The sequence below is a fragment of the Nonomuraea sp. NPDC049158 genome (genome assembly GCF_040648335.1).
Lineage (GTDB): Bacteria > Actinomycetota > Actinomycetes > Streptosporangiales > Streptosporangiaceae > Nonomuraea.
The window spans coordinates 263,413-290,194 of the sequence record NZ_JBEZDM010000002.1; the positions used below are offsets into that span (position 1 = coordinate 263,413).

Below are 26,782 nucleotides of genomic sequence, written 5' to 3' on the forward strand. Positions count from 1 at the left end.
TGCTCATTTATCATGAAGAACGTACATAAATCAGATTTCGACGCTGACCCCGACGGAAGCCTCTTCGATCCCGCGGCCAGGGCCGCCATGCGGCAGTTCACCGGCGGAGGCGACACCGCCGCGCTGGAGGCCGCGGCCGCCGTTCGCACCGCCTTCCATGCCATCGAGCGGATGCGCGCTCATGGCAGCCAGGGCAGGGGGTTGAGCTCCGGCGCGATGGACCTGCTGATGCGGCTCGGCGCCACCGATGGGGATGGGGTGAGCATCGGGGAGCTGGCCCAGTCCGCGGGTGTCAGCTCCCGTAACGTGACGGGGCTGGTCGACACGCTGGAGCGTGAAGGTCTGGTGCGGCGGGTCCCTGACCAGCGGGATCGACGCTCGGTCCTGGCCCAGATCACGGCCGAGGGGCGGGATTGGATCAAGGCGTTCAGCGAGCCGTCGCAGCGGGCGATGACGGCGATGTTCATGGACTTCTCGGCCGACGAGGTGACCCGGTTCCGTGACCTGTGCCTGCGGGTGGCCGACAATCAGCACCGGCTCGCGCAGTACCTGGAAGGTGCCTCATGAGCGGCGCGAACCAGACACGTGAGGTCGTACGCGGCTATCACGAGGCGCGCTTCCGCGGCGACGTGGCCACGGCCGCCGCGCTCGTCGGTGACGGGTTCAGCTTCCGGAGCCCGCTCATGAGCTCCGACGACGCCACCGGCCACCTGGCCGGGATCACCGGTTTCGTCCAGGTGGTCACGGGGGTCGACCTGATCAGCGAGCTTTATGGCGAGTCGGAGGCCACACTCGTCTACGACGTGCACACCGCCACCCCGGTGGGCACCCAGCGCACCGCCGAGCACTTCCGGCTCGTCGACGGCCGGATCGCCGCCATCATGCTGATCTTCGACGCCACGCCGTGGCAGCCGATGAGGCAGCTGATGGGCTGAGCTCAGCTGACGAGCTGGGCGCGGTCAAGGGGCGGGCGCGGTCAGGAGGCTGGGTGCGGTCAAGGGGACGGCAGGGCGGCGGCGGTCTGGCGCCAGATCCTGCCGTCCTTGATCACTAGAGTCCCGAACGTGGTGACCTTGTTGCCGGCGATGGTCATGAGGGCGTTGTAGAAGATGACGTCGTCCACCGCCTGGACCGACATGACCTCGACGACCTGCGGCTCGGCGGCCAGATAGGCGCCGAACAGCTCACGGATCTCCGCCGCACCCCTGGCCACGCGGTCGAAGCGGACGACCATGGCCTCCTCGTGGTACTGCGCCAGCAACGCCTCCAGGTCCCGGTCCGCGATCGCGGCCAGCTGGCGGTCGAACAGCTCCATGACGGTCATGCCTCTCCTCCGGGCAGGGGACGGCGAAGATCGTAGGCGACCTGCGCCCCGCCGTACAACAGAATCAAGGGGAGCGCCAGCGCGGCCGGGAGCGCGGAGGTGACGAGCGTGAGTACGGCGGCCGCCACGCGGATGCCGGTCGCGAGCCGGTCGCCGGAGCACAGATGCTGGAGGCCGAGGGTGACGAACACCACCGCGGCGGGCACCCCGACGGCCCAGCCCGTGCCCGGGTGGGCGATCGCGTGCTCGATCCCGATGCCGAACGCGATCAGTCCCAGCGACAGCGGCAGATGGGAGTAGACCCAGACCTGTCCGGCAAGCTGAGTACGCAGCACCACGGACTCGTCTATGTGGCCGAAATACAGCCACCAGAACGCCATGGCGATCGCGATGCCCGCGAGGGCGATCAGCAGCGTGCCCGGCGTGATCGCGTGACTCTTCAGCCCGACCACCACCGCGGCGACGACCTCGCCCAGCACGATCACCACGAACAGTCCGAACCGCTCGGGCAGGTGCTCGCTCTGCGGCGGCAGCGTGCCCTGGTGCCGCCGCGCCAGGAGCGGCGTGGCCAGGTCGATCACCATGGCGACGGCCCACAGGACATAGCGCAGCGGCGGCTCTACGGCCAGCGACGCCGTCCAGATGACCACCGACACCGTGAACCCGGCCACATAGCTGCTGGTCAGCGGCCGCCCCTCGGGCACATGCCGCCCGGCGCGCAGGTAGGCCACGATGAGCAGGATCCGTACCGCCACATAGGAGAGCGCGAACAGCGCGGAACGCTGCTCGATGTCGCCCACGCTCGCGGCCATCGTCCCGATGGCCAGGATCTGGGGCAGTACGAGCAGACGGTGGCTCACGTCATCGGTGTCGAAACGGTTCGCGTAGAACACGTACCCCGCCCAGGCCCACCAGAGGGGAACGAAGAGCCCGATGAACGCCAGAATCCGCCCCGGTTCGGTCCCCTCGGCCAGCACATCGGCCAACTCGGCCACGGCCACCACGAACACCAGGTCATAGAGCAGCTCCAGCCAGGTGGCCCGTCGCTGCGTTCCCTCGAACAGCCGTAACCTAGGCGGCTGCCAACTCCTGCTCACCGATACCTCCCACGTGTAATCGTGTAATTATGTCGCTCTGGAGGTCTGGTGCGCGCGGCATCGGTTGAGTAGGGGGTACTCAGGACAGCCCCCATTATCCGTCCTACCTTCACGGAAGGACGGACGATGGGGGGACACCATGCACTTCGTTCCATTAGCGCCGGATGCGCTGGCCAAGCTGGAGACCCGCTTCTACGAGCTGAAGGCGGCCGGGCTCCTGCCCGAGCACCTGACGTTCGAGGACTACTACGCCATATGGCGTTCCGAACGGCGTGGGCCGCGTTCGGCAGGTCTGGATGACGGCAACCTCACCCCGCGGGCTCCCGACGTGAGCCTGATCAACCGGCCGCCGAAGAAGCTCAAGGGCGTCATCAAGACGCTGGTGCTGCTGGTCGACTTCGAGGACCGGCCGCATGATCCGGCTCACGACACGGAGCACTTCAGGCGGCTGCTGTTCGGCACCCAGCCGGGCAGCATGCGCGACTTCTACCGGAAGGTCAGCGGCTTCGGCGACGACCACGGCATCGACGTGCAGGGCGAGGTGTTCGGCTGGTTCCGGCTGCCGCAGACGCTGGCCTTCTACGCCAACAACAAGTCGGGGCTGGACGAGGACCACTTCCCGCGCAACGCCCAGGGCATGGCGCGGGACGCCGTACAGGCCGCTCTGGCGGCGGGTGTCGAGTTCGACCCCTCGTACGACGTACTCGACGAGCACCAGGTCACCGCGCTGTTCGTCGTGCACGCCGGCCCGGGCGCGGAGACCTTCGCCGACGCCGAAGGGCTGCAGTACATCTGGAGCCTGAAATGGACCGTCGGCGACGATCCCATCACGGTCGGGCCCGACCTGAAGGTGAACACCTTCCTGACCGTGCCCGAGGACTGCAACGTCGGCGTCTGCGCCCACGAGTGGGGGCACCTGGCGGCGCGCTGGGCCGACTACTACGACACCGACCGGGCGCAGACCGGCGCCAAGTCACACGGGCTGGGCAACTTCTGCCTGATGGCGGCCGGCTCGTGGGGCAACCGCGGCGTCACGCCCGTGTTTCCGACCAGCATGCTGCGGATGTTCCACGACTGGGTCACCCCGCGGCTGGTCACCGAGACCACCCACGGCATCGCGCTCCGGCCGGTGGCCGAGGGCGGTGACTTCGTCGTCGTCCGTAACGATCGGACGATGAAGGACTCGCAGTACATCGTCGTGGAATACCGCCGCAAGCGGGGCCAGGACGAGTTCCTGCCCGACCAGGGCATCGCGGTCTACGTCGTGGACGAGGCCATTCCCAACGTCGACAACGAGCGGCGGCTGGCGATCGAGCTGATGCAGGCCGACGGCCTGCGCCAGCTCGCCCAGATCGGCAGCCTGGGGAACAGGGGCGACGCCAACGATCTGTATCCCTATCAGGGCAACGCGAGCATCGGCCGGGACACCAGGCCCCCGCTCGACCTGCCCGGGGGCGGATGGACCGGCGTGACCATCGAGGTCTCCGGCACGCCAGGAGACGAGGAGATGACGATCGACGTCGTGGTCAGCCCGTAGGGGCCGTCCATGACGGAGGTCGGCTACGGCAGATGCTGGGCGAGTGCCGCGACCGCCCAGCATCTGCCGTGACGGCACCGGTGAACGTGACGGCGCCGGTAAATGTGACGGCGCCGGTGAACGAGACGCTCAGTTGAGTGTGAGGCAGGCGATGCGCGGGGCGGGCTGCTCGGAGGGGGTGGTCGGTCTGGCGTGGAGGACCAGGGAGTGGGGCATGGCGCCCGTCAGCGGCCAGTCGTGGCGGGCGGTGGCGCGCCCGGCGCCGGAGCCGTCCGTCTTCAGGTCCAGCCACACCTCGCTGGTGGCATCGGCTCGGCCGGCGATGTGCTGGAAGTGCGCCCCCGCGTCGGCTGGACCCTTCCCGCAGGGCGCGACATGGAGGTGGGCGCCGTATCGGTGGTTGGGCACCAGGCCCTCCACCACCAGCGAGGTCACCGTCTTGCCGCTTGCGGACTCGGCGGTCACGCTGGCCTGAGCCCCCTTGGGCACCAGCTTGCGGTTGTAGACGATGGCCATCGTGGTGCGCGGCTTGAACACTCCGGCGCCCGTGAGCGTGGTGGGCGCCGCGGCGGCATCGGAGCTGTGGACGGCGTTTCCCACGGGCGCGTCGGCCTCGGGATCGGCCGGGCTCTGCGCACAGCCCGCGACCGCCAGGGCGAGCAGCAGCGCGGCCGACCGCGCCCGCAGCGGGCGAGCGGCCCCACGCGCGGTGTCGCCTGATCGGGCTGTCCCGGCGACGGTGTCGCGCGCAGTCGTGCGGTCGGTCCCGGCGACGGTGTCGCACGCAGTCGCGCGGTCGGTGTCGCGCGGGGCGGCGGACTGCTCCACGATGACGAAGTCGGGGTATCCGGGGCTCAGCAGCGCGCGGGACCGGCGGGCGGACGCGCGCGCCCGCAGTGAGCGGACGGAGGCGATGGTGGGCGTGGGCAGGCGCATGGGAACCCCCAAAGCGATGACGAGCCCTGGCCAGGCTCACGGGGCCACCACTCTAACCAGTAACCGGCCAACTACGCACCGTGTTTGGCGGCGATCCCGTCGATGAGTGCGGCCAGGGTGAAGTCGTTCTCCGTGAGACGCCCCTTGTCGTGGGTGGTCAGCGTGAGGTGCAGCTTGCGCCACCGGATGTCGATGTCGGGATGGTGGTTCATCTCTTCTGCCTGGACCGCGATCTCGTCGACGATCCGGATGGCCGTGGGGAAGTCGGGCGCGGTGATCGTGCGCCGGATCTCCTCGCCCTCCCTACGCCATTCGGGCAGGTCATTGAGCTTGCTGTCGACGTCCATGAGCTCACGTTACTTCAGCGCCCCCGCGCCGAGGCCGGACTGGATCTGGCGTTGGAAGATGATGTAGACGATCATCACCGGGATGATCGCCATACAGAGGGCGGCGAACAGGCTCGGCCAGTCCGCCTCGTACCCGGCGATGGTGGAGATGTCCGCGATGCCCTGGGTGATGACCCACTTGTCCTTGTCGTCGGTGAGCAGGACCAGGGGCAGCAGGTACTGGTTCCACTGGCCGAGCACGTTGAAGATGGTGATGCTGATCAGGCCGGGCTTGGCCATGGGGAGCATGATCTGGAAGAACGTGCGGGTGTGGGAGGCGCCGTCGATCGCCGCCGCTTCGGCCACGGTGTCCGGCAATGTACGGAAAAATGCGGCTAAGAAGAAGACCGTGAACGGCAGCGAGTACGCGATGTAGACCAGGATGAGCCCGATGTGGGAGTTCAGCAGGCCGAGCTGGAGGACGACGAAGAACAGCGGTCCCAGCGCCAGGAAGATCGGGAACGCCATCCCCGCCACAAAGAAGTAATAAATCACCCTGTTGCCGAAAAACTGGTAGCGCGCCAGCACATACGCCGCCATCGAGCCGAACAGCATCGTCCCCAAAGTGCTGAAAAATACGACGATGACGGTGTTGAGCATGTACTGCCCCACGTGGGCCTTGTCCCAGGCCCTCCCCCAGGCGTCGAGCCGCAACTGCCCGGGCAGCTGAAGCGCGTCCCCGAAGATCTCCGTGTTGTTCTTGAACGACGCGAGGAACGTCCAGAGCAGCGGCAGGATGATCAGCAGCGCCCAGATGAAGAGCGCCACATGCGAGAGGCCGCCGAGCACCCCGAGCCGGGGTCTGGCCGGACGAGGCGTGGGCCTGCCGGAGGAGGTCGGTGCCATGTCAGAGCTCGATCCTCTCGCGCCTCGTGGTGCGCAGGGTCAGCACCGCGAACGTCACGGTGAGAAAGAACAGCACGACCCCCATGGCCGAGGCGTAGCCGACCTTGGAATAGGTGAACGCGGTCTTCCATATCTCCACGGGCAGCACGGTCGTGGCCCCGTCGGGCTCTCCTTTGTCCCCGGCGAGTACGAGGATCAGCGCGAACCCGTCGAACGCCGCGATCCCCAAATACACCCAGCCCACCTGGATGGTGTCGCGCAGCAGCGGCAGCGTTATCGAGAAGAACAGCCGCGCCCGCCCCGCCCCGTCGAGCGCCGCCGCCTCGAAGTAGTCCTTCGGAATGGCGGCCATTCCCGCCGAGAAGAGCACCACATAAAAACCGACGGCCTGCCAGATCATCACCGCCAGAATCGCCCAGAGGGCCAGGTCCGGCTCGACGAGCCAGCCGACGGGATCGAGGCCCAGCTTGACCAGGAGTCCGTTGATCACGCCGCTCTCGTCGGGCCGGTAGACGGCCTTGAACAGCACTCCGACCACGGCCACGGCGAGCACCTGGGGGAAGAAGAACACCACCCGATAGAACCTCGACCCCCAGATCCCCTTCATTCCCGCGCCGCGCGTTCCGCCGCCCAGGTTCAGCAGGAAGGCGAAGAACAACGCGATGACGACCGTCACGAGCGGCAGCACGAGCAGCAGGATTCCGTGATTGCGCAGGGCCCGCCAGAAGACCTCGTCCCCGAATAAGCGGGTGAAGTTGTCCAGCCCGATGTAGTGCAGCCTCGACTTGTAGCCGTTCCAGTCCGTCAGGGAGATCTGGAACGCCTGGATGTAAGGACTGATCACGAACACCGAGTAGAGAGCGACCGGAACGGCGAGAAACCCGGCGACGAACCCGTACTTGCGCAACCGCTCCATGTGCTAGTTGCTCCGCGTCTGCTTGACGACGGCCGAGTCCTTCTTGATGGCGTCCGCCTTCTTCTGCATGTTCTGGCAGAACTTCTCGGGCGTGATGCGCCCGGCCATGACCACGTTTATCTGCTGGGTGCCGTAGTCGAACAACTCCTTGTACCAGCCCTCGAAACGGGCGTCGGTGATGATGTTCTGACCGGCGGCGTCCTGCGCCTTGGCCGCGCTCTTGAGGCCAGGGGTGAGGTCCAGTCCCTCGGCGGCGCCGTTGACGACGGTGAGGTTCAGTGTCTTCTCGGTGAAGCCCTTGGCCCCTTCCTTCGACAGCATGATGCGGAGATACTCCAGGCCGCCCTGCGGGTTCTTGCCTTTGGCGGAGACGAAGAAGTTCTCGCCGACTCCCACCTGGATGGCCCCGTAGGGCATCTTGTCGGCGGCGGTGACGTCGGGGATCGGGGCGATGGCGTACTCGAAGTCCTTGGGCTTGTCCTTGGCCATCTCGTTCTCGATCCACGAGCCGACCGGGTAGAAGAGCAGCTTGTTCTGGAGCTGCTTGACCTGGGTCTGGGTGTGATCGAGGCCGAAGTACGCTTTATCGCCATAAAGCGTCTGGATCTCCACCCAGGCGGTCACCGACTGCTTCACCGGCTCGGCGTTCCAGGCGTTGTCGACCAGGTTGTCGATGTCGATGAGGACCTGGTTGCCGCCGATCTTGGCGGCCGTGTAGAGGGCGTTCCAGAGCTGGTAGTAAGGGCCCTTCTGCCCGGGATAGGCGAAGAGCAGGATGCCTTCCTTCTTCGCCGTGTCGCCGAGCGCCTTGAACTCCGCCCACGTCTTCGGAAGCGCCCATCCCTTGTCCGCGAAGAGCTTGGCGTTGTACCAGAGCGCGCGGTGGGAGACGGTGTAGTTGAGGACCAGGTCCTTGTCGTCGATCTTCGCGTTGTCCAGCACGGCCGGCGTCACGGTGTCGCGGACCTTCTTGGACGGGTCGTCCAAGGAAGGCGCGTCGAACAGCGCGGTCAGGTCGGCCAGCTGGCCCTCGCCGGCCATGGCGGCCAGGTCGAGCGCCTCGGGGCCCGAGTTGTTCACCACGTCGGGCACGTCGCCGCTGACGAAGCGCGGGCGCAGCTGGGTGCCGATCTGCTGGGTCGCGTTGTGCTTGACCGTCGCTCCGGGGAACCTCTTCTCGTACATCTTCTCGTGCAGGTCTTTGGCGTACGCGTCGCCGTAGCCGCCGCTGAAGATCGTGACCTCCAGCGGCTTCTTGGCGTCGACGCCGAACGGGTTCTTCGGGTCGGCGGAGACGGCGATCGAGCCGGTCGGCGTCGAGGTGGGCTCGTCGCCGGCGCCGCTGGTGGCGCAGGCGCTCAGCAGGCCCGCGCCGGGGCCGGCGACGAACGCGGTCATGCCGATGCGGCGCAGCAGCTGACGCCGAGTGATCTCTCCCGGGTGGGTCATGGGGGCTCCTGAAGAGGACGAATTAGGAAAGTTTCCTAACCGTTTGCCCGAAGGTACGAACGGCTGGGCGCACCCGTCAAGGGGCGCAATCGAGCCGTAACACCTTTGCCGCGATCCCCTGCAGAAAGGACATTAGATGTCCCCCGCCCAAACGGCCACCCACCGCCGACCCGAAGCTCTCTCGGGGTCCCGTCAGCCGAAGTGCGCTCGGGTCTCGGCGAAGGCCAGGTCGGTGCCCTCCAGGGCGCGTGCCACGTCCTCCTCCGTGTGCGCCGCCGACATGAACCAGTTGTGCCACGGGTGGATGTACACGCCGTGCCGCAGGCAGGCGTCGCTCCAGTACATGGCGGTCGACAGGTCGGCGTCGCCATCGAAGCTCAGCCACGGGATCGTCACCGGCCCGGTCTGGTTCACCACGAACCCGTGCGCCTTGGCCTGCCCGTACAGCCCGTCACGCAGTTGTGTCCCGGCCCGCTCCATGGCCGCGATGCCGTCGGTGTCGCGCAGCGTCTCGATCGTCGCCTTCGCCGCCGCCATCGCCACGGCCGAGAACCAGAACGAGCCCGTCGAATACAGCGTCTGAGCCGGGCCGCGCAACGCGTCCGTGCCGGTCACGGCGGCGATGGCGTAGCCGTTCGCCATGGCCTTGGACCACGCCGTCAGGTCCGGCCGTACGCCATAGGGCTCCCACGACCCCCGCAGGTCGATCCTGAACCCCGCCCGGACGTCGTCGATCACCAGCGCGGCCCCGATCCGGTCGGCCAGCGCCCGCGCGGCCCGCGCGAAAGCGGGCTCCACCAGCTCCTGGTCCTCGAAGGAGTCGTGCTTGAACGGCGTCACGATGATCGCCGCGACCTGCCCCTCGACCGTGGCGGCCGCGGCCTCCAGCGACTCGATCGAGTTGTAGTCGAACTCCACCAGGTCGGCCCGCTCGTTCGGTGTCGTCCCGGCGAGCGACGGCGTGCACCAGGGGTCGGCCCCGTGGTAGGCGCCGTGGGCCATCAGCACCTTCGTCCGGCCGGTGGCCGCTCTGGCGACCATGAGGGCCTGGGTGGTGGCGTCGGTGCCGTTCTTGGAGAACATCGCCCAGTCCGCGCTGGGCACGGTGTCGACCAGCAGCTCGGCCAGCTCGACCATGATCGGGCCCGGCCCGTTGAGGCAGTCGCCGAGAGCCAGCTGCCGGGCGGCCGCCTCCTCCACGCGCGGGTGCCGGTGCCCGAGCACCACCGGGCCCCAGCTGCACATGAAGTCGATGTACTCGCGGCCGTCCACGTCCCACTGGCGGCACCCTTCGCCCCGCTCGAAGAACTGCGGGTATCCGGGGGCGAAGATCGCGGCGTTGAGGTGCCCGTACATGCCGCCGGGCACGACCTTCAACGCCCGCTGACGAAGCTCAGCGTCTGTCATCTGAAATCCCTCTCCACGTTCCACGAATCGAACACAGCAGCCGGCGGCGTTGTCATGCCAGCAGGGCGAGGGTGGATTCGAGGTCGGTGAGGCCCGCGTCCGAGCCGAGCCCGGTGGCGACCTGGGCGGCGGCGGCCGTGCCCCAGCGGGCGGCGCCCACCACGTCCTGTCCGTGCAGCAGTCCGGTGATGAACCCGGCACAGTACGCGTCTCCGCAGCCGGTCGTGTCGCTGACCTCGACCTTGAGCGCGGGCACCTGCTCGATACCCGCCTCGGTCACCACCAGGCTTCCCTCGGCCCCCATGGTGACGAGCACCCCGCGCGGCCCCTCCGCCAGCAACGCCCTGGCCGCCGCCGACACCTCCGCCGCAGAAGGCGACGAGCCGGAGCCGGAGCCGCCTGCCATGAGGAGCGCCTGGGAGTCGTTCGGGAGGACATAGTCCACGTGCGGGAGGAATGCCCGTGCCATCCCCAGCAAGTCCGGCATTTCCGACAGCAGGTCCATGGTCACGATCACCCCGGCCGCCCGGAGCGAGTCCAGCAGCGCGAAGAACGCCGGATCCCCCAGCCCGAACGTCACGTCCATCCCGCCCAGGTGGACGGCCCGCACGCCACGCAGCCGCGCCTCGTCCAGGTCCGCCGCCGTGACCCCGAGGTTGGCCCCGGGGACGTGGAAGCTGGGGCGCCCGCCGTCGGGCCTGATCGGCAGGATCGACGCCGCCGTCTGCTCGCCGGCCTTGCGGATGAGCAGGGAGACGTCCACGCCGCGCTTGGCCATCACCGCCACCAGGAAGTCCCCGAGCTCGTCGTCCCCGATCGCGCCCATGGAGACGACCTCGTTGCCCAGTTTGACCAGGTCGACCGCCGTCCCGGCCGCGGACCCGGCGGCGGTGAGCCGGATCTGGTCCACCAGGGCGGTGTCCTGCCCTTCCGGGATGTACGAGACGGGCCTGGCGAGGATGTCGACGATGTGCACGCCGACCGTGGCGACGGTCATGGGTCTAAATAGACAGACGTCCGAATAAAAAGTCAATATGCTCAGGACAGCACCACGAAGGGGGCCACCGGATGCCGAAGATCGTTGACCATGACGAGCGCAGGCGCGAGGTGCTCTCAGCCGCCAGCCGGGTGATCGTCAGGGACGGCATCGACGCCGCCACCACCCGTGCCATCGCCAAGGAGGCGGGCTACTCCAACGGCGTGCTGGCGCACTACTTCGCCGACAAGGACGAGATCCTGCTGTCGGCGCTGCGACAGTCCCACCAGCGCATCCGCGAGCGCCTGACGCGCAAGATCGAGGGCGCCACCGGCCTGGCCGCGCTGCGCGAGCTGCTGCTGGACAACCTGCCCCTCGACGCGGAGCGTACCCAGGAGACGCGTCTGGAGGTCAGCTTCTGGAGCCGCAGCCTGGCCTCGGAGCGCCTGGCCGAGGTCCAGCGCGCCGAGGCCGCCGAGCTCCGCGGCGCCGTACGGACGCTGCTCGGCGAGGCTCGGGCGGCGGGCGAGCTCACCACCGACGAGAACCTCGACGACATCACGGAGCGCCTCCTGGCGCTGGTCGACGGGCTCAGCCTGCACCTGCTGCTCTATCCCGGCCGTCTGGGCCGCGTGGACCTGGAGCGCCTGATGCTCTCCGCTCTCGACCATCTGTGATGGTCTTCTAAAAAGACCTTCCATCCTGTACGGCAAGCCGCCCAACCCGCCAACCGCCGCAGGTGGCGGGCGCCTGTCCAGGGAGACGCCCGCTGACCGGGCGCGACGTCCCGCCGCAACGGCGCGTAGTTACCCGATTCGGCCCTCATCCTCGGCCAGGTGCGGAGATCACTCTTCGGCCTGTCGCTCGCGCAGGTACCAGGCCGCGATCGAGTATGGCGGTGCCGCGGCCTGGGAGCGGGCGGCATGCTCGACGATCGCGTCCTGCATGAAGCGCAGGTCGGCGGGTCGGGGGTAGGTGGCGTAGATCGGCTGGAGCGTCGCGGCGCCGAAGTCGGTGAAACGGCCGGCGTCGGTGAAGACGCCCTTGTGGGTCAGGTAGGTCAGCAGCCCGCGCCGGCCGGCGATGCCCACGGAGGAGTGCAGGGCGATCGCTTCCCACACCCGGTCGACGTCCGTCGCGGCGACGCCGTGCTCGGTCAGCACGGATGCCGCCAGATCGGCGCCTTCCACCTCGAACCGGGCCTGGCCGGCCGCGAGGGTGCCCAGCCCCAGATCGTGCATCACGCAGGCGGCGAAGAGCAGGTTCTCGTCGTAGGCCGCGTCGTTCAGGGAGCCTTCCTGCTCGGCCAGCAGGCGGCGAACAGGAAGCTGCGGATGCTGTGGTCGGCGATCGGCGTGCTCTCCGACTTCTGTACGAGGGCGAGGCTCGCGGCGGCCAGCGGCGGTCCTCGTCATGCCCGGGCCGAGCGATACCGGCCACGGAAGGTGGCTGGTGTGGTGCCGGTGCGCTGGACGAAGTACTTGACGAAGTTGCTGGTGTCGAGGAAGCCGAGCCGGGTCCCGATGCCCGCGACGGGTTGGTCGCCGTGGGCGAGCAGGCGTTTGGCATTCATCGACCGTCGCGTCGTGCTGGAGAGGAGCACGCCGAGCAGCCGCTGGAGGATGGCGGAGCGAGTGGCAGCCGGCATGCGGGTGGCGCCGTATTCGTGGTCGAGGTGGTCGAGGGCCCGGCGCAGGGCGGGGGCGTCCTCGCCGGTGATCTGCCACAGGGTGCGTCCGAAGGGGTCGTCGAGGCGGACGTCGGCGGCGGTGGCGGGGTCGAGGAAGTCGGGCTGGAACAGCACCAGGGTGCCGGTCGCCGCGCTGAGGTCGCCGAAGCGCTGCACCTGGCCGGGGCGAACCCACAGCATGGTGCTGTCGGTGACGGCGTAGTCGGCGAAGTCGACCATGTGCCACAGCAGCCCCTCCTCGACGAGATCGAGCGGCCCAGGCACCGCCGGCAGCGCTTCGCCGTCGGCAACTGACCGACAGGCGCACCGGCGTTCGGCCTGCCACTTCCCGTGGGAAGTGGCAGGCCGAACGCCCCTGGCATTGCCGCATTTCGGACGACCGACTACATTGCTCCGCCATGAGCCTCCGCGAGCAGCTGTGCGAGTACGGACAGAGAGCCGTCGAGCAGGGCCTGGTCATCGGCACGTCGGGCAACCTGAGCGTCCGTCAGGGCGAACTGGTCGCGGTCACCCCGTCCGGAGTCGCGCTCGACCGGCTGACACCGGAGATGTGCCCGATCGTGGACATCGAGGGTTACCTGGTCGAAGGCGACTTACAGCCGTCCTCGGAGACGCCGATGCACCTGGCCGTCTACGAGACCACCGGCGCGCAGGCCGTCGTCCACACGCACTCGGTGTTCGGGACCGTCGTGGCCAGCACGATGACCGAGCTGCCGCCGGTCCACTACAACGCGCTGCTGCTGGGCGGGGTGGTGCGGGTGGCCGAGTACGCGACGTACGGGACGCCGGAGCTGGCGGCCAATGTCCGGGCGGCGCTCGACGGTAAGCAGGCGGCGCTCATGGCCAACCACGGCGGCGTCACCATCGGCGCCACGCTGGAACAGGCCTTCGAGGCCACCCGGCTGCTGGAATGGCTGTGTGAGGTGTACGTGCGGGGGCTGAGCGTCGGCAAGCCCACGATCCTGACCGACGAACAGCTCGCGGCCGTGATCGACCGCTCGCTCAACCCACCGGCCTTCCCCCGCCGCACCACCTGAGGGGGCTACAGGTGGGCCGCCTGTTCCGCCAGTCCCAGGGGCAGGCCGCCCGAGCCCGCGATCTTGTCGTGGAACGACTTCAGCGACCCGTCGTACGACTCCCTGATCCGGTCGATCTCGATCGCGCCCGTCAGGTAGGACGGCGCCTGTGTGGGCCAGGCGCAGTAGCGGTTGACCTCCCCCTGCGCCGTTCCGGGCGACAGTGACGCCTTCGTCGCCATGAACGTCTCCGCCTCCTCGATCGACATGTCCTCGCAGTGCAGCGCCGTGTCCACCACGATGCGGGCCGCGCGGAAGATGCGGCAGTCCAGGTGCGCCAGCTCGGTGGCGAGCGTGTCGAAGTAGCCCTGCTCGTGCAGCACCTTCTCGACGTAGAGGGCCCAGCCCTCGGTGAAGTACGGGGTGCGGAACACGTTGCGCACCGTCCGGGTGTTGCTCGCCATGTGCGACAGGTGCCAGTGGTGGCCGGGATAGGCCTCGTGGACGGCGATCGACGGCATCTGGGCCCGCGAGTTCGTCCGCAGGCGCTGCCGTACCTGCTCCTCGGTGAACCCGTCAGGCGTGTACGGCACGAAGAACACGCCGGTACGCGAGCTGCTCAGCGGCGGCGGCGACAGGTAGTGGGCCACGGCCAGGACCGGCCTGGTGTATTCGGCCGAGGGCAGCACCAGGCACTCCTCCCCCTCGGGGAAGGTCACCAGGTCGCGTTCCTTGACGAACTCGCGGGCCCGCCGCGTCTCGGCCTCGTACTCGGCCCGCATGTCGGCCAGCGTGGCGGGATGGTCGTCCATCAGGGACTCCATCGCGGCGCGCCAGTCCTCGGTGCCGTTGAGTCTCCTGGTGACCTCGCGCATCCGCGCGTCCAGCGAGGCCCAGGCCGCCTCGCCCTTTTCGTGCAGCTCGGCGGCGCCGTACCCGAGCAGTTCGCGCTCGCGCAGCAGCGTCGAGTAGAGCCGCTCCCCCATCCGCCAGGTGCCGCCGCACTTGAATTCGTCGAGGAAGGTGACGAACGCGTCGAAAGCGGCGGCGGCCGGCTCGGCCGCGGACGCGAGCCGCGCGCGCAGCTCCGGGTCCGTCACCATCGACGGGATGGTCCTGGTGAGGAAGTTGCGTCCGGTGCGCGCCTGCCCGAGGCCGCGCTGGACGAGCAGCGGCGCCGCGAGCTCGGCGTCGAGGTTGGCCCGGCAGGCGGCCAGCACGTCCGGCACCTCGGCCAGTCGGGAGAGGGCGGCGGCCACCAGCTCGGGCTCGGGCTTGAGCCGCCGCTGGAACGGCGTGAACATGGAGGTGAAGATCGCCGACAGGTAGACGGCCGGGTCACGCCGCCAGTCCGGCCAGGAGGCCAGAGCGATGGAACCCCTCAGCTGGGACAGGACGAGATCCCTGTCGATCGCGTCGTCCGGCGTCGGCGTCTCCAGCCTGGAGAGCCGGTCCAGCCAGACGATCTCTTCCCGCTCACGGGCGGCGAAGGCGGCGGCGGTGAAGTCACCGAGCGTGTGATCGTAGCCGTCGGCTCCCAGGGTGCTGGCGACGACGGGACGACCGGAAAAGTACCACTTGAGAAACTCGTCCACGTCCGCACAATATCCTGGGCATATGCCCCTACAGATCACCGGCGCGCTCGGCAACCCCGACCTGATCCGCCTGCCTTGGGAGGTCCCTCTCTCCGACTGGCCGACGCATCACATCGTCGACCTGCCGCGCGGTATCTCGCGCCACGTGGTGCGGTTCGTGCGGCTGTCCGGCAACGTGTACGCGATCAAGGAGATCAGCGAGCGGTACGCCAGGCGGGAGTACCAGCTGCTGTGGGACCTGGCCAGGCTCGACGCGCCGTCGGTCGAGCCGATCGCCTACGTCACCGGCCGGGACGAGGGGCTCGACGCGGCGCTGATCACCCGGCACCTGCAGTTCTCGCTCCCCTACCGCGCGGTCATGTCGGGAACGCTGCGGCCCGACACGCTCACCCGGCTACTGGACGCGCTGGCCGTGCTGCTGGTGCGGCTGCACCTGACCGGCTTCTACTGGGGCGACTGCTCGCTGTCGAACACGCTGTTCCGCAGGGACGCGGGCGCGTTCGCCGCCTACCTCGTGGACGCGGAGACCGGCGAGATGCACCCGATGATCAGCGAGGGCCAGCGGCTCGGCGACATCGAGACCGCGCACATGAACATCTTCGGCGAGATGCTCGACCTGGAGGCGGGCGGGCTGCTGCACCCGTCGATCGACCCCATGGACACCGCCGAGGACATCGTGACCCGTTACCACCGGCTGTGGAACGAGATCACCCAGGACGAGATCATCGAGGAGGTCGACTGGCACCGGGTGGAGCAGCGGATCAGGCGGCTCAACCTGCTGGGCTTCGACGTGGCCGAGATGATGGTGCGGCGCAAGGTCGGCACCGGACGGCTCATCGTCCGGCCCAAGGTGGTCGACGCCGGGCACCACCAGCGGCGGCTGCTCCGGCTCACCGGGCTCGACGTCGAGGAGAACCAGGCCAGGCGGCTGCTGAACGACCTCGACGGCTTCCGGGTCGCCAAGGGCCTGCGGCACGAGGACGAGGCGATCGTGGCGCACCGGTGGCTGGCGGAGGTGTTCCAGCCGACGGTCGAGGGCATTCCGGCCCGGCTGCGCGGGAAGCTGGAGCCCGCGCAGCTGTTCCACGAGGTGCTGGACCACCGGTGGTACCTGTCGGAGGCGGCCGGGGCCGACGTGGGCCTCACGGCCGCCGTGAAGTCGTACGTGGACAACGTGCTCGTCCACAAGCCCGACGAGAAGGCGCTCCTGCCCGAGGAGCCGGGCGGCCTGCTTGACGAGCCGGACGACCTGGTGGAGGAGCCGGGCGGGGTTCAGTAGGCGACCGTGATGCGCCGGCGCGGGTGCTCGCCCTTCTCCACCTCGTCGGCGATCGCGATCGCGTAGTCCTCGGCGGAGATGCGGCTGTTGCCCTCGGCGTCCGCGAGAAGCTGGTCGCCGCCGACACGGAAGTGTCCGGTGCGCTCTCCGGGCGCGATCTCCGCGGCCGGGGAGACGTAGGTCCAGTCGAGGTCGTCGACCTCGCGATAGAGGCCGAGAGCGCTCCGCTGGGCCAGCGCTTCCTTCTTGTACATCTCCGGGAAGCCGGGCGTGTCGACCAGGTCGACACCGGGCGCCACCTCCAGGCCGCCGGCGCCGCCGACGACGACGAGCCGCCTGACCCCGGCGGCGCGGACGCCGTCGATGAGGGCGCGATGGGCGTCGAGGAACGGTCCCTCGGGCTCGCTCCCGTCGCGGGGCGGAGCGATCGCGCAGATCACCGCGTCGTGGCCGCGGCCCAGCGTGGCGGCGTCGCGCACATCTCCCTTGACCGGTCCCGACCTGCTGACACCGGTCACCTCGTGGCCGCGGGCCGCCAGCTCGGCGGCAATGCGCTGACCGACCATGCCGGTCGCGCCAAAGAGAAGGATCTTCATATTCTCCAGAGTATCCATTGGATACTGGCGAGCTGGGCCAAGAATAATGCGAGCGATACTCTTAAATGTCGCAAGCAATACTCCCAATCAGGAAATCTCCGTCGCGGTTAGGTTTTTCTCCCCCTTGGCCGTAGACATCTTTAACCTCATACATATCTCGCTTTATCCGATCACCCGGCCGCCCTCCGCCGCTCCTACGCTGTCCCCGTCCTCATGACGGCGTGGGAGGGTCACGTGCTGGGACTGGATGACTGCCTGACCGAGGTCATGGCGATACCAGGGGCGCTGGACGCGATGCTGGTGGACCAGACGAGCGGCATGGCCGTGGCTATCAGCGGACCGCCGCAAGGCGTGGACGCCGAGAGCTCCGCCGCCGCCCTGACGGAGACGCTGCGCGCGACCATGGACGGCCTGGCCCGCTCCTGCCCGGGTGAAACTGTTCGTATCGACGACATGCTGGTAACTACCGACAAAGGCCATCATTTACTGAGATTCCTCGAAACGGTATTCGAGGGGCCGCTCGTCATTTACCTGCGCCTCGATCTGGAACGGTCGAATCTCGCCCTGGCGCGTTACCGCCTCCTGAACATCTCCCGCCAATTGCTCGCCTGAGTCATGGCACCGCTGGATACGCTTCTGGCCGGTCTCGCCCGTGAACGGGCCACGGGCGCCCTCCGCGTGGGCCGGGCCGGCACGATCTTCCTCAGCGAGGGCCGGGTCACGTACATGGAGTGCGCCCAGACGCCCGGCGTCGAGCGGCTGCTGGCGGCGCGAGGGCGGCTGCCGGAGACCGCGCTGCGCAGGCTGCAGGCCGACGGGGGCTGCGCGCGCCTGCTGGAGGAGGGGCCCGTCACGCTGGGCGAGCTGCAGTACTGCGTGCTCGGGGCCGTCCTGGACGCCGCGTTCTTCCTGCTGCCGACCGGCGGGTCGCGGCCGAAGTTCCGGCCGGGCGAGCAGCACTGGCTGGGCGGGCAGTGGTTCTTCGACGTGGCGGGCCTGATGCGGGAGTGCGCGCGCCGCCGCGCCTATCTCGCGCAGATCTGGCCGTCCGCCCAGCTGGACACGGCTCCGGTACGGCCGGCGCAGTGGCTGCCGGGCAGCGGGGTGACTCTGGACTCGGTCCAGTGGGAGGTCCTCACCGGGGCCGGGGCCGAGGCGACACCGCTCGACCTGGCCAAGCGGATCGGCAGGTCCGGCTATTCGGTGCTGCTGGCCGTACGGAGGATGGCGGCGGCCGGGCTGCTGGCACAGTCCGTGGAGACGACCACCACCACGCGCGCCCCGGAAGAGAGCGCGACGAAGACCGGTGAGCACAGGGCGAAGACCGCCGGAGACGGGCAGGGGGCGCTGCCGCAGCGGGGGCGCGTGGCCGCCGCTCAACGGCCGCCGCACGATCCCCGCGCCCCGGGCCTGCCGCTCGGCCCGCCGGTCACGGCGGACCCCACAGACCTGGCCCTGCTGATGCGCCTGAAGAAGGCACTGGAGGAGCTGACATGAGGTTCCCCCGCCCGCAAAGGAGGCCACCGGTGGAGCTGCGTGAAGAGGTGCTCAGGGAGATGGTTCTCCTGCGCGAGCGCACTCCGGACATCAGCGGGAGCGTCGCCTGCACGGTCGACGGCATGAGCATCGCCTGCGACAACGCCGACGGCAGTGGCGAGCAGGTCGCCGCGTTGTCCGCGGCACTGCTCGCGCTGAGCAGGCGAATGACGATCATGACCGGCCAGGGCGTACTGGAGGAGACGCTCATCTCCGGCACCGCCGGCTTCGCCGCCTTCTACGCGGCGGGCCCCACCATCGTCCTCGCAGTCCTGGCTGAGCCCGGCACCAATCTCGGGCTGCTCCGGCTGGAGGGGCGCAAGACGGCGGCCAGCGTGGCCGCCATCTCAGCACGGATTCACTGAGCTTGAACGGAGGAAGGCATGGCCAGCATGGACGTCTCTCTCAAGGAGATGATGACGATCGACGGCTCCATCGGCGCGGTGATCGTCGATCACGGCAGCGGCATGGCGCTGGGGGCGCTCGGCGGCTCCAAGGACCTGGATCTCCAGGTCGCCGCGGCGGGGAACACGGAGGTGGTCAAGGCCAAGCTGCGCACGATGGACTCGCTGGGGCTCAAGGACTCCATCGAGGACATCCTGATCACGCTCGGCGGCCAGTACCACATCATCCGGCCGATCACCGGCCGCGGCGGCAAGGGGCTCTTCCTCTATCTCGCACTGGATCGGGCACGGGCCAACCTGGCGCTGGCCCGGCACCAGCTCCGCGGGATCGAGGAGAAGCTGGAGGTCTGAGAGATCCGGTGGCTCGCGTCCGGGCGCGGCGGACACGAGCCACCGACCTCCACCGATCCCTTACGTCAGCTCGTGGTGAGCTTGGTGATGGCGCCGACGATGTCCGGCCAGAGCGGCCGGGGCAGGTCATGGCCCATACCGGGGAACGTCAGCAGCGTGGCGCCCGGAATCGCCGCCGCCGTGGCGTGGCCGGCGGCGACCGGGACGAGAGCGTCGGCCTCGCCGTGGATGACCAGGGCGGGGATCCCCAGCGTGCCGAGCCGCTCCGTGCGGTCACCGGAGGCCATGATCGCGGCCAGCTGCCGGGTCGTGCCCGGCGGGTCGAAGCACCGGTCGTACGCCTGGCCGGACAGCCGCAGGATGCGTTCCCGGTCCATGTCGAAGCCGGGCGAACCGATCACCGCCCAGGTCCTCAAGGACTGGGCGAGCACGGCGTCCCGATCGGTCGGGGGCGCGGCGAGCAGCACCGCGCTGGCCTCCGGCGTGGGCGGGGCCACGTCCGGGCCGGGCGTCGACATGATCGAGGTAAGGGTCAGGACCCGCTCGGGGTGCCGGATGGCGAGCGTCTGGGCGATCATCCCGCCCATCGAGGCGCCCACGACGTGGGCGGCGGTCCAGCCGAGGACGTCCATCAGCCCGGCGGCGTCGTCGGCCATGTCGTCCAGCAGATACGAAGAGGACGTCCCCAGTGTGGGAACGCCCTCGTCGTGCAGGTGTGTGGAGAGTCCGGAGTCCCGGTTGTCGAATCTGACGACGTGATGGCCCTGCTCCGCCAGGAGCTCGCAGAGCTCGTCGTCCCAGTGGATGAGCTGGGCGCCGAGCCCCATGATGAGGAGCAGGGGACGTCCGCCGGGTGAGCCGAAGGTCTCGTACGCGATCTCGATGCCGTTGGCGGCTGCAATGGTCACCAGGTCAGAATGACATTCTGTTTCCCGCGACGCAAAGACCGCCAGCTCCGGACTTGACGACCATCGAGATCGTCGGCTCCGGACCTGGCGGCCGCCAGCGAGACCGTCTTCGGACCTGACGGCCGTCAGCGCCGGACGAGCTTGCGGATCCGGTCGCGGCCGACCGTCGAGCCGCCGAACATCGCCAGCGCGACCGCCGCGGCGGCGCCACCGATGGCGTTCGACTCAACGACCTTCTCTTCGGCCTTGTCGGCCTTCTTGGCGGCCACCGGCACGGCCTTGGCGGGAGCGGGCTTGACCGCGGCGGGCTTGTCGCCCTCGGCCACGATCTTCGGGGGCTTGGCGGGGTTGCGGTCCACGACGGCGTACGAACCGGTGGAGAAGGGCAGCGGGTAGTTCTTCTTGCCCGGGCCACTGCCCCACTTGGTGATGACGTAGTCGATCTTGATGTGGCCCGCGCCACCGTTGCCGTCCACGCCCAGCGTGCTGGAGTTGAAGCGGCCGCCGGTCAGGGCGGCGAAGGTCTTGGCGTCGAGGTCGAGCATGACGCCGCTGGAGGACGGCACGCCCGGGCCGCGGTCGCCGACGAAGAAGGGCATCTTCTTGCCCTTGTAGACGACGTAGCCCTCGGTCATGAGCGGCCAGCTCGGGCTGGCGGCGAGCCCCTTCTGCATGGGCTTGCCGCTGGCCGGCAGCCCGGTGTCCCCGGCGCGGCCGGAGGAGTCGTCCCAGAAGTAGGACGCGGTGGTCTTGCCCTTGAGCAGGACCTTCTTGTCACTGCCGGAATCGGCGTGTGCGGCGGTGCCTGCGCCGATGGAGATCGCACCGACGACGGCGGCGGTGAGCATGGCAGATCGAACAGACATGGAGTAGCAAAGTCCTTTATACGGGAACAAGGGGATTGCGCTCGCGAAAGGTGTGCGTAGCCGGGCAAAACGCCAAACGGGCGCTACGTGGAGCGTGGAAGAGCGGGGGGAAGGTGCCGGTCAGTCAGCGGACGACAACACGCGGGCTGGCGGCACGACGCGGGGGTTACGCATGCGGTAGGTGTCCTCTCCATCTCGCCTACCGGGTTAGCTGACGGGTTCGGACGTGGAGATGCCCTACCGACCGCGGTCGGATTCACCCCTAAGGAACGTTTGGTTCCCCGGTTCCCGCGAGCGGGATTCGGCGCCTGCCGGTTGGTACTCCCCTGTTGAAGCCCCAAAGTCACCGGCTGGTAACTCCATGAACTATAGGTACCGAACCGGACAAAGGCAAACATAAGGCCATGAAACGGGCGAAGATCTACCTAGGAGGTCAAGAAAAAAGGGGGTACGGCATGCCGTACCCCCAGAAAAGCTCAGGTCAACCGCCGCTCTTCCGCCTGAAAGAACGCTTGCTGGCGGCGGGCCCGTGAGCGCCGTGAATCTTGGAAGGGTCGTTGCCCCTGCCACCCGCGCTCGAGTCGGCATGCTGGTTACGCTTGCGATCCAGCGCCTCGCGGAACTTGCGCTTCATCTCGTCCTCGGGAGTTTCGTCGACTTCCGGCTCCGGTGTTTCCGCCATGAGGACCTCCTGGTGTTGGGGACAAGAACCAGCTTCCCATGACGGCGCTCAGGACGCGAAACTGGCCTCGACCTTGGGCTGCGGGGTTTCCCGGTCGATCCGCGCACCGGGCATGGCGATCAGGGCGACCAGCGCCACGAGGGCGCCCGCCACACCCAGCGAGGGGATGACCAGGGCCGCGGCCGAGGCGTGCGCGGCGGCCAGCCCGTGCAGCGGCGCCTCGGTGGCGATGACGGAGGTGTAGGCGGTGCCGGCCAGCGCCAGGGCGACCGAGCCGCCGATCTGGCGGAAGAACGTCAGGTTGGCCGAGGCCGTACCCATGTACTGGGGCGGCACCGAGTCCCGCACGGCCACGGTCAGGCCGGAGAGCATCGGGCCCATGCCGAGGCCGATCAGCGCCATCCACCCGACGAGCACCCAGGCAGGCGTGTCCACCGTCAGGCCGGCGCACAGCAGCGTGCCCACGACCAGGAGGAACGGCGCCGCCACCAGCCACGGCTTGTAGACGCGCGTCCGGCTGATCAGCGCGCCCACGACCATGCTGCCCACCACCATGGCCAGGGTCAGCGGGTAGATCCGCAGTCCCGACTCGGTGGCGCTGGCGCCGAGCGCCTCCTGGAAGTAGCGCGGCAGGAACACCACACCGGCGAACATACAGAAGGCGGTGAAGAAGGAGGTCACGTTGACCAGCGTGTACGTACGGTTCCGGAACAGGTGCATGGGCATGATGGGCGCCTCGGCCCGCCGCTCCACCACCACGAACACCACGAGCGACACCAGACCCAGCACGATCGGCCCGACCACCGGCGCGCTGGTCCAGGTGTGGCCGTCGAGCCCCTTCTCGGTCAGGCCGATGAGCAGCGCGCTGATGCCCACCGTGAAGACCCCGATGCCCAGATAGTCGGGCCGCCCGCCGCCATGCCCCGGCCGGCGCGGCAGGCGCAGCACGATGATCGCGATCAGGACCAGCCCGATCGGCACGTTCACATAAAAGGCCCAGCGCCAGCTCGCGTGATCGGTGAAGAGCCCGCCCAGGAACGGCCCGGCGAGGTAGCTGAGCGCCATCACCCCGCCCATCGCGCCCTGCACCCGCGCGCCGCCCTTCTCCGGCGGGAACAGTTCGAGCACCAGGGCGATCGACAGCGGCAGCAGCGCGCCCGCGCCCAAGCCCTGCAACGCGCGGAACAGGATGAGCTGCGTCATGTCCTGGGCCACCCCGCACAACGCCGACCCCAGGAGGAACACGGACATCCCGATCAGCACCAGCGGCTTTCTGCCGTGCTGGTCCGACAACCTTCCATAGAGGGGCACGGTCACGGTCGAGGTCAGCAGGTAGGCCGTGACGACCCAGGTGTAGAGGTCGACGCCGCCCAGCTCCGTGATGATCCGCGGCAGGGCCGTACCGACGATCGTCTGGTCGAGCATTCCCAAGAACATGCCGCCGAGCACGGCGACCAGCAGGAGGCCATCGCCTCCGCGCTTCGCGTCTTTCGTGTCAGTATTCACGTGTGGAGATTGACATGTAAGGACTGACATGTCAATCCATTGGTATGCTGGCCGGCATGTCCCTACGGATCGCGCTGCTCGGGCTCCTCGACGCCACGGGGTCGGCCAGCGGCTACGACCTGGCGAAATCCTTCGAGCGGTCGCTCAATCACGTCTGGCAGGCCGGGCACACGCAGATCTATCCGGAGTTGGTGAAGATGGCCGCCGACGGGCTGGTGGCGGTCGAGTCAGAGGGGGCGCGCGGGCGGAAAATGTACGCGATCACGCCTGAGGGCGCCGGGCAGCTGCGCTCCTGGCTGATCGAGCACGAGCCGACCGGTGCGATGCGCAGCGAGGTGGCTCTCCAGGCGTTCCTGCTCCCGCTGCTCGACAAGGAGTCGGCGATCGCGGTGGTGGAGCGCATCAGGGCGCGCTTGCAGCAGCGGCTGGCCGTCCTGGAGTGCAAAGACCCGACGAAGTTCGGCCGGTACGCGCTCAACCTCGGCCTCACACAGGGCCGTTCGGCGCTCGCCTGGGCCGATGAGACCCTGGCCGAGCTGCGCGGGCTGGAGCCGGCCGACCAGCCGGCCCCAGCCCACCTGCAGTAGGACTAAGAAAGCGTCCAGCTATGAAAGCGTCCAGTTAAGAAAGCGTCCAGTTAAGAAAGCGTCCAGCTAAGAAAGCAGGGACAGCTCTTCAGCGGTGAGGACGAGGTCGGCCGCGGCGGCCGAGTCGACGATGCTCTCCGGCCTGCTCGCCCCGGGGATGGGGATCACCACCGGGCTGCGCGCCAGCTCCCAGGCCAGGCAGACCTGCTGCGGCGACACGCCCCGCGCCGCCGCCACCGTGCCGAACGCCGCGTGCTTGCCGCCGAGCTCCCCCGCCGAGCTGATGCCGCCCAGCGGCGACCACGGCAGGAACGCCACCCCGAGCTCCGCGCACACGTCGATCTCCGGCTCGCTGGACCGGAACTTCGGCGAGTACTCGTTCTGCACACTGGCCAGCCGGCCGCCCAGGATCTCGTGGGCGAGCCTGATCTGCTCCGGATTGGCGTTGGAGATGCCCGCCATCCGGATCTTCCCCGCGTCGAGCAGGTCACGCAGGCCGCCGAGCGTCTCCTCGTACGGCACGGCGGGGTCGGGCCGGTGATGCTGATAGAGCCCGATCGCTTCGACCCCCAGCGCCTTCAAGGAGCGCTCGCACGCCTCGGCCAGGTAGTCCGGCCGGCCATTGACCTGCCAGCCGCCGCCCGCCACGCGGGTGTGGCCGCCCTTGGTGGCCACGAGGACGTCGCCGGTGTCGCCACTCCAGCCCGCCAGAGCCTTGGCCACGATCCGCTCGTTGTGACCCACCTGGTCGGCTGAGGGCGTGTAGGCGTCGGCGGTGTCGATGAGGGTGACTCCCGCGTCGAGCGCCGCGTGGATGGTCTTGATCGACTGGGCTTCGTCGGGCATGTGCCCCGCTACGGACATGGGCATGGCGCCGAGCCCGATGGCGCCGACACGGGTCTGGCCGATAGATCGTGTGTTCATGAAACCCATCCTCCCCAGGCCGCGGAGGTGAAGTCGAACCGGGGTCAGGGTAGTCCTCGCCCTGGACTCACTCCATCGACTGGCCCATCGCATCGGCGCCGATGACCTACCTGGTCATGGGGACCGATCCGGTCACCACGTAGGGACCGTCAGGCGTCACCTCGATGCGCATACGTCTCCACCTCCCGCGGGCGGGGGCCGTGGGCCATGCCTCCCGACGTGGATCGGCCGAAACCCGCAGGCTGAGCCCGGTCCGACCGCCTGTCTAGTCGCGGATGTTCTGCGCTAGCTGGATGAGAATCTCCTCGAACGAGGCGGTCTGCTCCTCGCTGAGCCCCGTGCGCAGGCGGGTGTCGAAGGCCACCGCCACCTCACGCAGCCGGTGGAACAACCGCTCCCCCTCCTCGGTCAGCTCGACCATGTGGACGCGCCGGTTGGCGGGGTCCCGGCGGCGGGTCAGCAGGCCGCCGCTCTCCATCGCGTTGAGGTGGTGGGTCAGCGTCGCCCCCTGGATGCCCACCGCCTCGGCGAGCTCGCGCTGGTTGCCCAGCTGCCGGGATTTGATCGAGATGAGGATCTGCCAGACCGGGGCCGACCCGCCCACGGAGGCGAGCGCGTCGTCGAAGGCCCGGCTCACGGTCCTGGCGGTGTTGGTGAGCAGCAGGCCGATCGGTGGCCGGAAGGGTGGCATCATGCCGCCGAGTTTAGCAGTGCCATCTAATCGTTTGACATCTAATGCTTCGATATCTATCGTCCTAGACATGCAGCCAAACCCTTCCCTCAATGGCAAGGTCGCGGTCGTGGCGGGGGCCAGCCGCGGCATCGGCGCCGTCACCGCCCAGGCCCTGGCCCAGGCCGGCGCCGCCGTGGTGCTCGGCGCCCGCGACACGCAGGCGGTCGAACAGGTCGCCGCGGACATCCGCTTCGACGGCGGGCAAGCGCTGGCCGTATCCCTCGACGTCGGTGACGCGGCGTCGAGCGAGCGGCTGGTCCAGCGGGCGCTGGAGACCTTCGGCCGGCTGGACGCGGCCTTCAACAACGCCACCGACGGGCCGATGCCCGCGCCGCTGGCCGACATCGATCCCGACGAGTTCGACCGGGGCATCCGCACGAACGTGCGCGGCACCTTCCTCGGCATGAAGTACCAGATCCAGGCCATGCTCGCCTCAGGTGGCGGGTCGATCGTCAACATGGCCTCGCTCGCCGGGCTCCAGGGCAGCGCGAACCTGAGCGCGTACGTGGCGGGCAAGGCCGGGATCATCGGCCTGACGAAGGTGGCCGCGCTCGACTACGCCGACCAGGGCATCCGCGTCAACGTGGTCGCCCCCGGTCCGATCCTCACCCATCACCTGGAGGCGGCGGGCGAGGAGGCGCAGCGCCTGGCCGGGCTGTCGACGCCCATGCGGCGCATCGGCCGATCAGAAGAGGTGGCCGCGGCGGTCGTATGGCTCTGCTCCGACCAGTCGTCGTTCATCACCGGAGTGACCTTGCCCATCGACGGCGGACAGGCGGCGGGCAACAAGCCCGCGCGCATGTACCGCCAGGGCCGGCCCATGGAGAGACAGGAGATCTGATCATGACCATCGACCAGCGACTCGGCGAACTCAGCAGGCAGTGGATGGAGGCCGAGCGCCGCGGCGACATCGAAGCGCTCGACGCGCTCACCGTGCCCGACTTCACCCTCGTGGGACCGCTCGGCTTCATCCTGAACAAGGACCAGTGGCTGGCGCGCTACCGCGGGGGCGGCATGGTCACGCACGAGATGAGCTGGGCGGACGTCACCGTACGGGAGTACGGCGACACGGCGGTGGCCATCGGCGTACTGGCGCAGCGCGCCGCGTTCCAGGGCACACCGGCCGACGGGCGCTTCCGCGTCACCCAGATCTCGGTCAAGGACGGGGACCGGCGCCTGCTGGCGAGCCTCCACTACAGCCCGATCGCGGCCCCACCGGGCCGCCCCTGACCCAC

The 26,782-nt window shown here is 68.8% G+C and carries 32 protein-coding genes and 1 riboswitch; of the genes, 13 read left to right on the forward strand and 19 right to left on the reverse strand.

Going from position 1 to position 26,782, the window contains the following annotated elements:
• Positions 1–12: 12 nt before the first annotated feature.
• Together AB0B61_RS05335 and AB0B61_RS05340 are read left to right on the forward strand one after the other, a co-directional pair.
• Positions 13–567 (forward strand): MarR family transcriptional regulator, encoded by a 555-nt coding sequence (locus tag AB0B61_RS05335; protein WP_358428312.1) that lies wholly within the window; start codon positions 13–15, stop codon positions 565–567.
• Complete coding sequence (locus AB0B61_RS05340; RefSeq protein ID WP_358428315.1) at positions 564–935, forward strand: hypothetical protein; 372 nt, start codon at positions 564–566, stop codon at positions 933–935. Before AB0B61_RS05335 ends, AB0B61_RS05340 begins: the two co-directional genes overlap by 4 nt.
• 59 nt (positions 936–994) lie before the next feature.
• Here AB0B61_RS05340 and AB0B61_RS05345 read toward each other — a convergent pair whose 3' ends face one another.
• Together AB0B61_RS05345 and AB0B61_RS05350 are read right to left on the reverse strand one after the other, a co-directional pair.
• Positions 995–1,324 carry a nuclear transport factor 2 family protein gene (locus AB0B61_RS05345; protein ID WP_358428318.1) on the reverse strand — a complete coding sequence of 110 codons (330 nt, stop codon included), beginning with the start codon at positions 1,322–1,324 and terminating at the stop codon, positions 995–997.
• A complete protein-coding gene (locus tag AB0B61_RS05350; RefSeq protein ID WP_358428321.1) occupies positions 1,321–2,421 on the reverse strand; it encodes a low temperature requirement protein A in 1,101 nt (366 codons plus the stop codon). The genes AB0B61_RS05345 and AB0B61_RS05350 overlap by 4 nt, the downstream gene beginning before the upstream one ends.
• Before the next feature lie 139 nt (positions 2,422–2,560).
• On the opposite strand from AB0B61_RS05350, the gene AB0B61_RS05355 reads away from it, so the two are divergent.
• Complete coding sequence (locus tag AB0B61_RS05355) at positions 2,561–3,958, forward strand: M6 family metalloprotease domain-containing protein (protein ID WP_358428324.1); 1,398 nt, start codon at positions 2,561–2,563, stop codon at positions 3,956–3,958.
• Between the two features lie 129 nt (positions 3,959–4,087).
• Here the strand turns inward: AB0B61_RS05355 and AB0B61_RS05360 are convergent, their stop codons facing one another.
• The 7 genes from AB0B61_RS05360 to AB0B61_RS05390 all read right to left on the reverse strand — a co-directional run bounded on the left by AB0B61_RS05360 (position 4,088) and on the right by AB0B61_RS05390 (position 10,895).
• Complete coding sequence (locus AB0B61_RS05360) at positions 4,088–4,894, reverse strand: hypothetical protein (RefSeq protein WP_358428327.1); 807 nt, start codon at positions 4,892–4,894, stop codon at positions 4,088–4,090.
• Between the two features lie 71 nt (positions 4,895–4,965).
• Positions 4,966–5,241, reverse strand: a complete 276-nt coding sequence (locus tag AB0B61_RS05365; RefSeq protein WP_358428330.1) for a 4a-hydroxytetrahydrobiopterin dehydratase — start codon at positions 5,239–5,241, stop codon at positions 4,966–4,968.
• Between the two features lie 9 nt (positions 5,242–5,250).
• The gene (locus AB0B61_RS05370; RefSeq protein WP_358428333.1) at positions 5,251–6,126 is read right to left on the reverse strand and encodes a carbohydrate ABC transporter permease; all 876 of its coding nucleotides are present in this window, start codon (positions 6,124–6,126) and stop codon (positions 5,251–5,253) included.
• 1 nt (position 6,127) lies between these two features.
• On the reverse strand, positions 6,128–7,042 hold the full coding sequence (locus AB0B61_RS05375) for a sugar ABC transporter permease (RefSeq protein ID WP_358428336.1): 915 nt from the start codon (positions 7,040–7,042) through the stop codon (positions 6,128–6,130).
• Between the two features lie 3 nt (positions 7,043–7,045).
• The gene (gene ngcE, locus AB0B61_RS05380) at positions 7,046–8,491 is read right to left on the reverse strand and encodes an N-acetylglucosamine/diacetylchitobiose ABC transporter substrate-binding protein (RefSeq protein WP_358428339.1); all 1,446 of its coding nucleotides are present in this window, start codon (positions 8,489–8,491) and stop codon (positions 7,046–7,048) included.
• 192 nt (positions 8,492–8,683) lie between these two features.
• On the reverse strand, positions 8,684–9,898 hold the full coding sequence (locus AB0B61_RS05385) for an aminotransferase class III-fold pyridoxal phosphate-dependent enzyme (RefSeq protein ID WP_358428342.1): 1,215 nt from the start codon (positions 9,896–9,898) through the stop codon (positions 8,684–8,686).
• 52 nt (positions 9,899–9,950) lie between these two features.
• Positions 9,951–10,895, reverse strand: coding sequence for a carbohydrate kinase family protein (locus AB0B61_RS05390; RefSeq protein WP_358428345.1), 945 nt, complete (start codon positions 10,893–10,895; stop codon positions 9,951–9,953).
• A gap of 71 nt (positions 10,896–10,966) precedes the next feature.
• Here AB0B61_RS05390 and AB0B61_RS05395 point away from each other — a divergent pair, with 71 nt between their 5' ends.
• Positions 10,967–11,551 carry a TetR/AcrR family transcriptional regulator gene (locus AB0B61_RS05395; protein ID WP_358428348.1) on the forward strand — a complete coding sequence of 195 codons (585 nt, stop codon included), beginning with the start codon at positions 10,967–10,969 and terminating at the stop codon, positions 11,549–11,551.
• A 168-nt stretch (positions 11,552–11,719) separates the two neighbouring features.
• Here the strand turns inward: AB0B61_RS05395 and AB0B61_RS05400 are convergent, their stop codons facing one another.
• Positions 11,720–12,289, reverse strand: coding sequence for a hypothetical protein (locus AB0B61_RS05400; protein WP_358428350.1), 570 nt, complete (start codon positions 12,287–12,289; stop codon positions 11,720–11,722).
• Positions 12,286–12,828 (reverse strand): helix-turn-helix domain-containing protein, encoded by a 543-nt coding sequence (locus AB0B61_RS05405; RefSeq protein ID WP_358428353.1) that lies wholly within the window; start codon positions 12,826–12,828, stop codon positions 12,286–12,288. Before AB0B61_RS05405 ends, AB0B61_RS05400 begins: the two co-directional genes overlap by 4 nt.
• Before the next feature lie 134 nt (positions 12,829–12,962).
• Between AB0B61_RS05405 and AB0B61_RS05410 the strand changes: the two genes are divergently transcribed.
• Entirely contained in the window at positions 12,963–13,601 is a 639-nt protein-coding gene (locus AB0B61_RS05410; protein WP_358428356.1) for a class II aldolase/adducin family protein, read from the forward strand.
• A gap of 5 nt (positions 13,602–13,606) precedes the next feature.
• Here the strand turns inward: AB0B61_RS05410 and AB0B61_RS05415 are convergent, their stop codons facing one another.
• The gene (locus AB0B61_RS05415; protein WP_358428359.1) at positions 13,607–15,175 is read right to left on the reverse strand and encodes a DUF885 domain-containing protein; all 1,569 of its coding nucleotides are present in this window, start codon (positions 15,173–15,175) and stop codon (positions 13,607–13,609) included.
• 22 nt (positions 15,176–15,197) lie between these two features.
• Here AB0B61_RS05415 and AB0B61_RS05420 point away from each other — a divergent pair, with 22 nt between their 5' ends.
• Positions 15,198–16,454 carry a DUF4032 domain-containing protein gene (locus AB0B61_RS05420; RefSeq protein WP_358428362.1) on the forward strand — a complete coding sequence of 419 codons (1,257 nt, stop codon included), beginning with the start codon at positions 15,198–15,200 and terminating at the stop codon, positions 16,452–16,454.
• Here the strand turns inward: AB0B61_RS05420 and AB0B61_RS05425 are convergent.
• The gene (locus AB0B61_RS05425) at positions 16,448–17,050 is read right to left on the reverse strand and encodes an NAD(P)-dependent oxidoreductase (RefSeq protein ID WP_358428364.1); all 603 of its coding nucleotides are present in this window, start codon (positions 17,048–17,050) and stop codon (positions 16,448–16,450) included. The genes AB0B61_RS05420 and AB0B61_RS05425 overlap by 7 nt on opposite strands.
• A gap of 234 nt (positions 17,051–17,284) precedes the next feature.
• Here AB0B61_RS05425 and AB0B61_RS05430 point away from each other — a divergent pair, with 234 nt between their 5' ends.
• From AB0B61_RS05430 to AB0B61_RS05445, 4 genes are read left to right on the forward strand one after another with little or no spacing between them, the layout of a single operon-like run.
• Positions 17,285–17,662, forward strand: a complete 378-nt coding sequence (locus tag AB0B61_RS05430; RefSeq protein WP_358428366.1) for a roadblock/LC7 domain-containing protein — start codon at positions 17,285–17,287, stop codon at positions 17,660–17,662.
• A gap of 3 nt (positions 17,663–17,665) precedes the next feature.
• Complete coding sequence (locus AB0B61_RS05435) at positions 17,666–18,547, forward strand: hypothetical protein (RefSeq protein WP_358428369.1); 882 nt, start codon at positions 17,666–17,668, stop codon at positions 18,545–18,547.
• A gap of 29 nt (positions 18,548–18,576) precedes the next feature.
• Positions 18,577–18,951: a roadblock/LC7 domain-containing protein gene (locus AB0B61_RS05440; protein WP_225292286.1), complete on the forward strand. Its 375-nt coding sequence runs from the start codon at positions 18,577–18,579 to the stop codon at positions 18,949–18,951.
• 18 nt (positions 18,952–18,969) lie between these two features.
• The gene (locus tag AB0B61_RS05445) at positions 18,970–19,341 is read left to right on the forward strand and encodes a hypothetical protein (protein ID WP_358428372.1); all 372 of its coding nucleotides are present in this window, start codon (positions 18,970–18,972) and stop codon (positions 19,339–19,341) included.
• Between the two features lie 65 nt (positions 19,342–19,406).
• On the opposite strand, the gene AB0B61_RS05450 is transcribed toward AB0B61_RS05445, so the two are convergent.
• From AB0B61_RS05450 to AB0B61_RS05465, 4 genes are all read right to left on the reverse strand, one after another.
• On the reverse strand, positions 19,407–20,249 hold the full coding sequence (locus AB0B61_RS05450; protein ID WP_358428375.1) for an alpha/beta hydrolase: 843 nt from the start codon (positions 20,247–20,249) through the stop codon (positions 19,407–19,409).
• A gap of 125 nt (positions 20,250–20,374) precedes the next feature.
• The gene (locus AB0B61_RS05455) at positions 20,375–21,115 is read right to left on the reverse strand and encodes a hypothetical protein (protein ID WP_358428378.1); all 741 of its coding nucleotides are present in this window, start codon (positions 21,113–21,115) and stop codon (positions 20,375–20,377) included.
• Positions 21,116–21,296: 181 nt separating this feature from the next.
• Positions 21,297–21,432: riboswitch (cyclic di-AMP (ydaO/yuaA leader) on the reverse strand.
• A 164-nt stretch (positions 21,433–21,596) separates the two neighbouring features.
• On the reverse strand, positions 21,597–21,797 hold the full coding sequence (locus AB0B61_RS05460; RefSeq protein ID WP_225292283.1) for a DUF5302 domain-containing protein: 201 nt from the start codon (positions 21,795–21,797) through the stop codon (positions 21,597–21,599).
• 48 nt (positions 21,798–21,845) lie between these two features.
• Positions 21,846–23,303, reverse strand: coding sequence for an MDR family MFS transporter (locus AB0B61_RS05465; RefSeq protein ID WP_358428383.1), 1,458 nt, complete (start codon positions 23,301–23,303; stop codon positions 21,846–21,848).
• Positions 23,304–23,359: 56 nt separating this feature from the next.
• On the opposite strand from AB0B61_RS05465, the gene AB0B61_RS05470 reads away from it, so the two are divergent.
• Positions 23,360–23,890, forward strand: a complete 531-nt coding sequence (locus tag AB0B61_RS05470; protein WP_358428385.1) for a PadR family transcriptional regulator — start codon at positions 23,360–23,362, stop codon at positions 23,888–23,890.
• Positions 23,891–23,956: 66 nt separating this feature from the next.
• Here the strand turns inward: AB0B61_RS05470 and AB0B61_RS05475 are convergent, their stop codons facing one another.
• Positions 23,957–24,814 (reverse strand): aldo/keto reductase, encoded by an 858-nt coding sequence (locus AB0B61_RS05475; protein WP_358428388.1) that lies wholly within the window; start codon positions 24,812–24,814, stop codon positions 23,957–23,959.
• Between the two features lie 265 nt (positions 24,815–25,079).
• Complete coding sequence (locus AB0B61_RS05480) at positions 25,080–25,508, reverse strand: MarR family winged helix-turn-helix transcriptional regulator (protein ID WP_358428390.1); 429 nt, start codon at positions 25,506–25,508, stop codon at positions 25,080–25,082.
• A 67-nt stretch (positions 25,509–25,575) separates the two neighbouring features.
• On the opposite strand from AB0B61_RS05480, the gene AB0B61_RS05485 reads away from it, so the two are divergent.
• On the forward strand, positions 25,576–26,388 hold the full coding sequence (locus AB0B61_RS05485; protein ID WP_358428393.1) for a glucose 1-dehydrogenase: 813 nt from the start codon (positions 25,576–25,578) through the stop codon (positions 26,386–26,388).
• A 2-nt stretch (positions 26,389–26,390) separates the two neighbouring features.
• Complete coding sequence (locus AB0B61_RS05490; RefSeq protein WP_358428396.1) at positions 26,391–26,777, forward strand: nuclear transport factor 2 family protein; 387 nt, start codon at positions 26,391–26,393, stop codon at positions 26,775–26,777.
• Positions 26,778–26,782 lie beyond the last annotated feature (5 nt).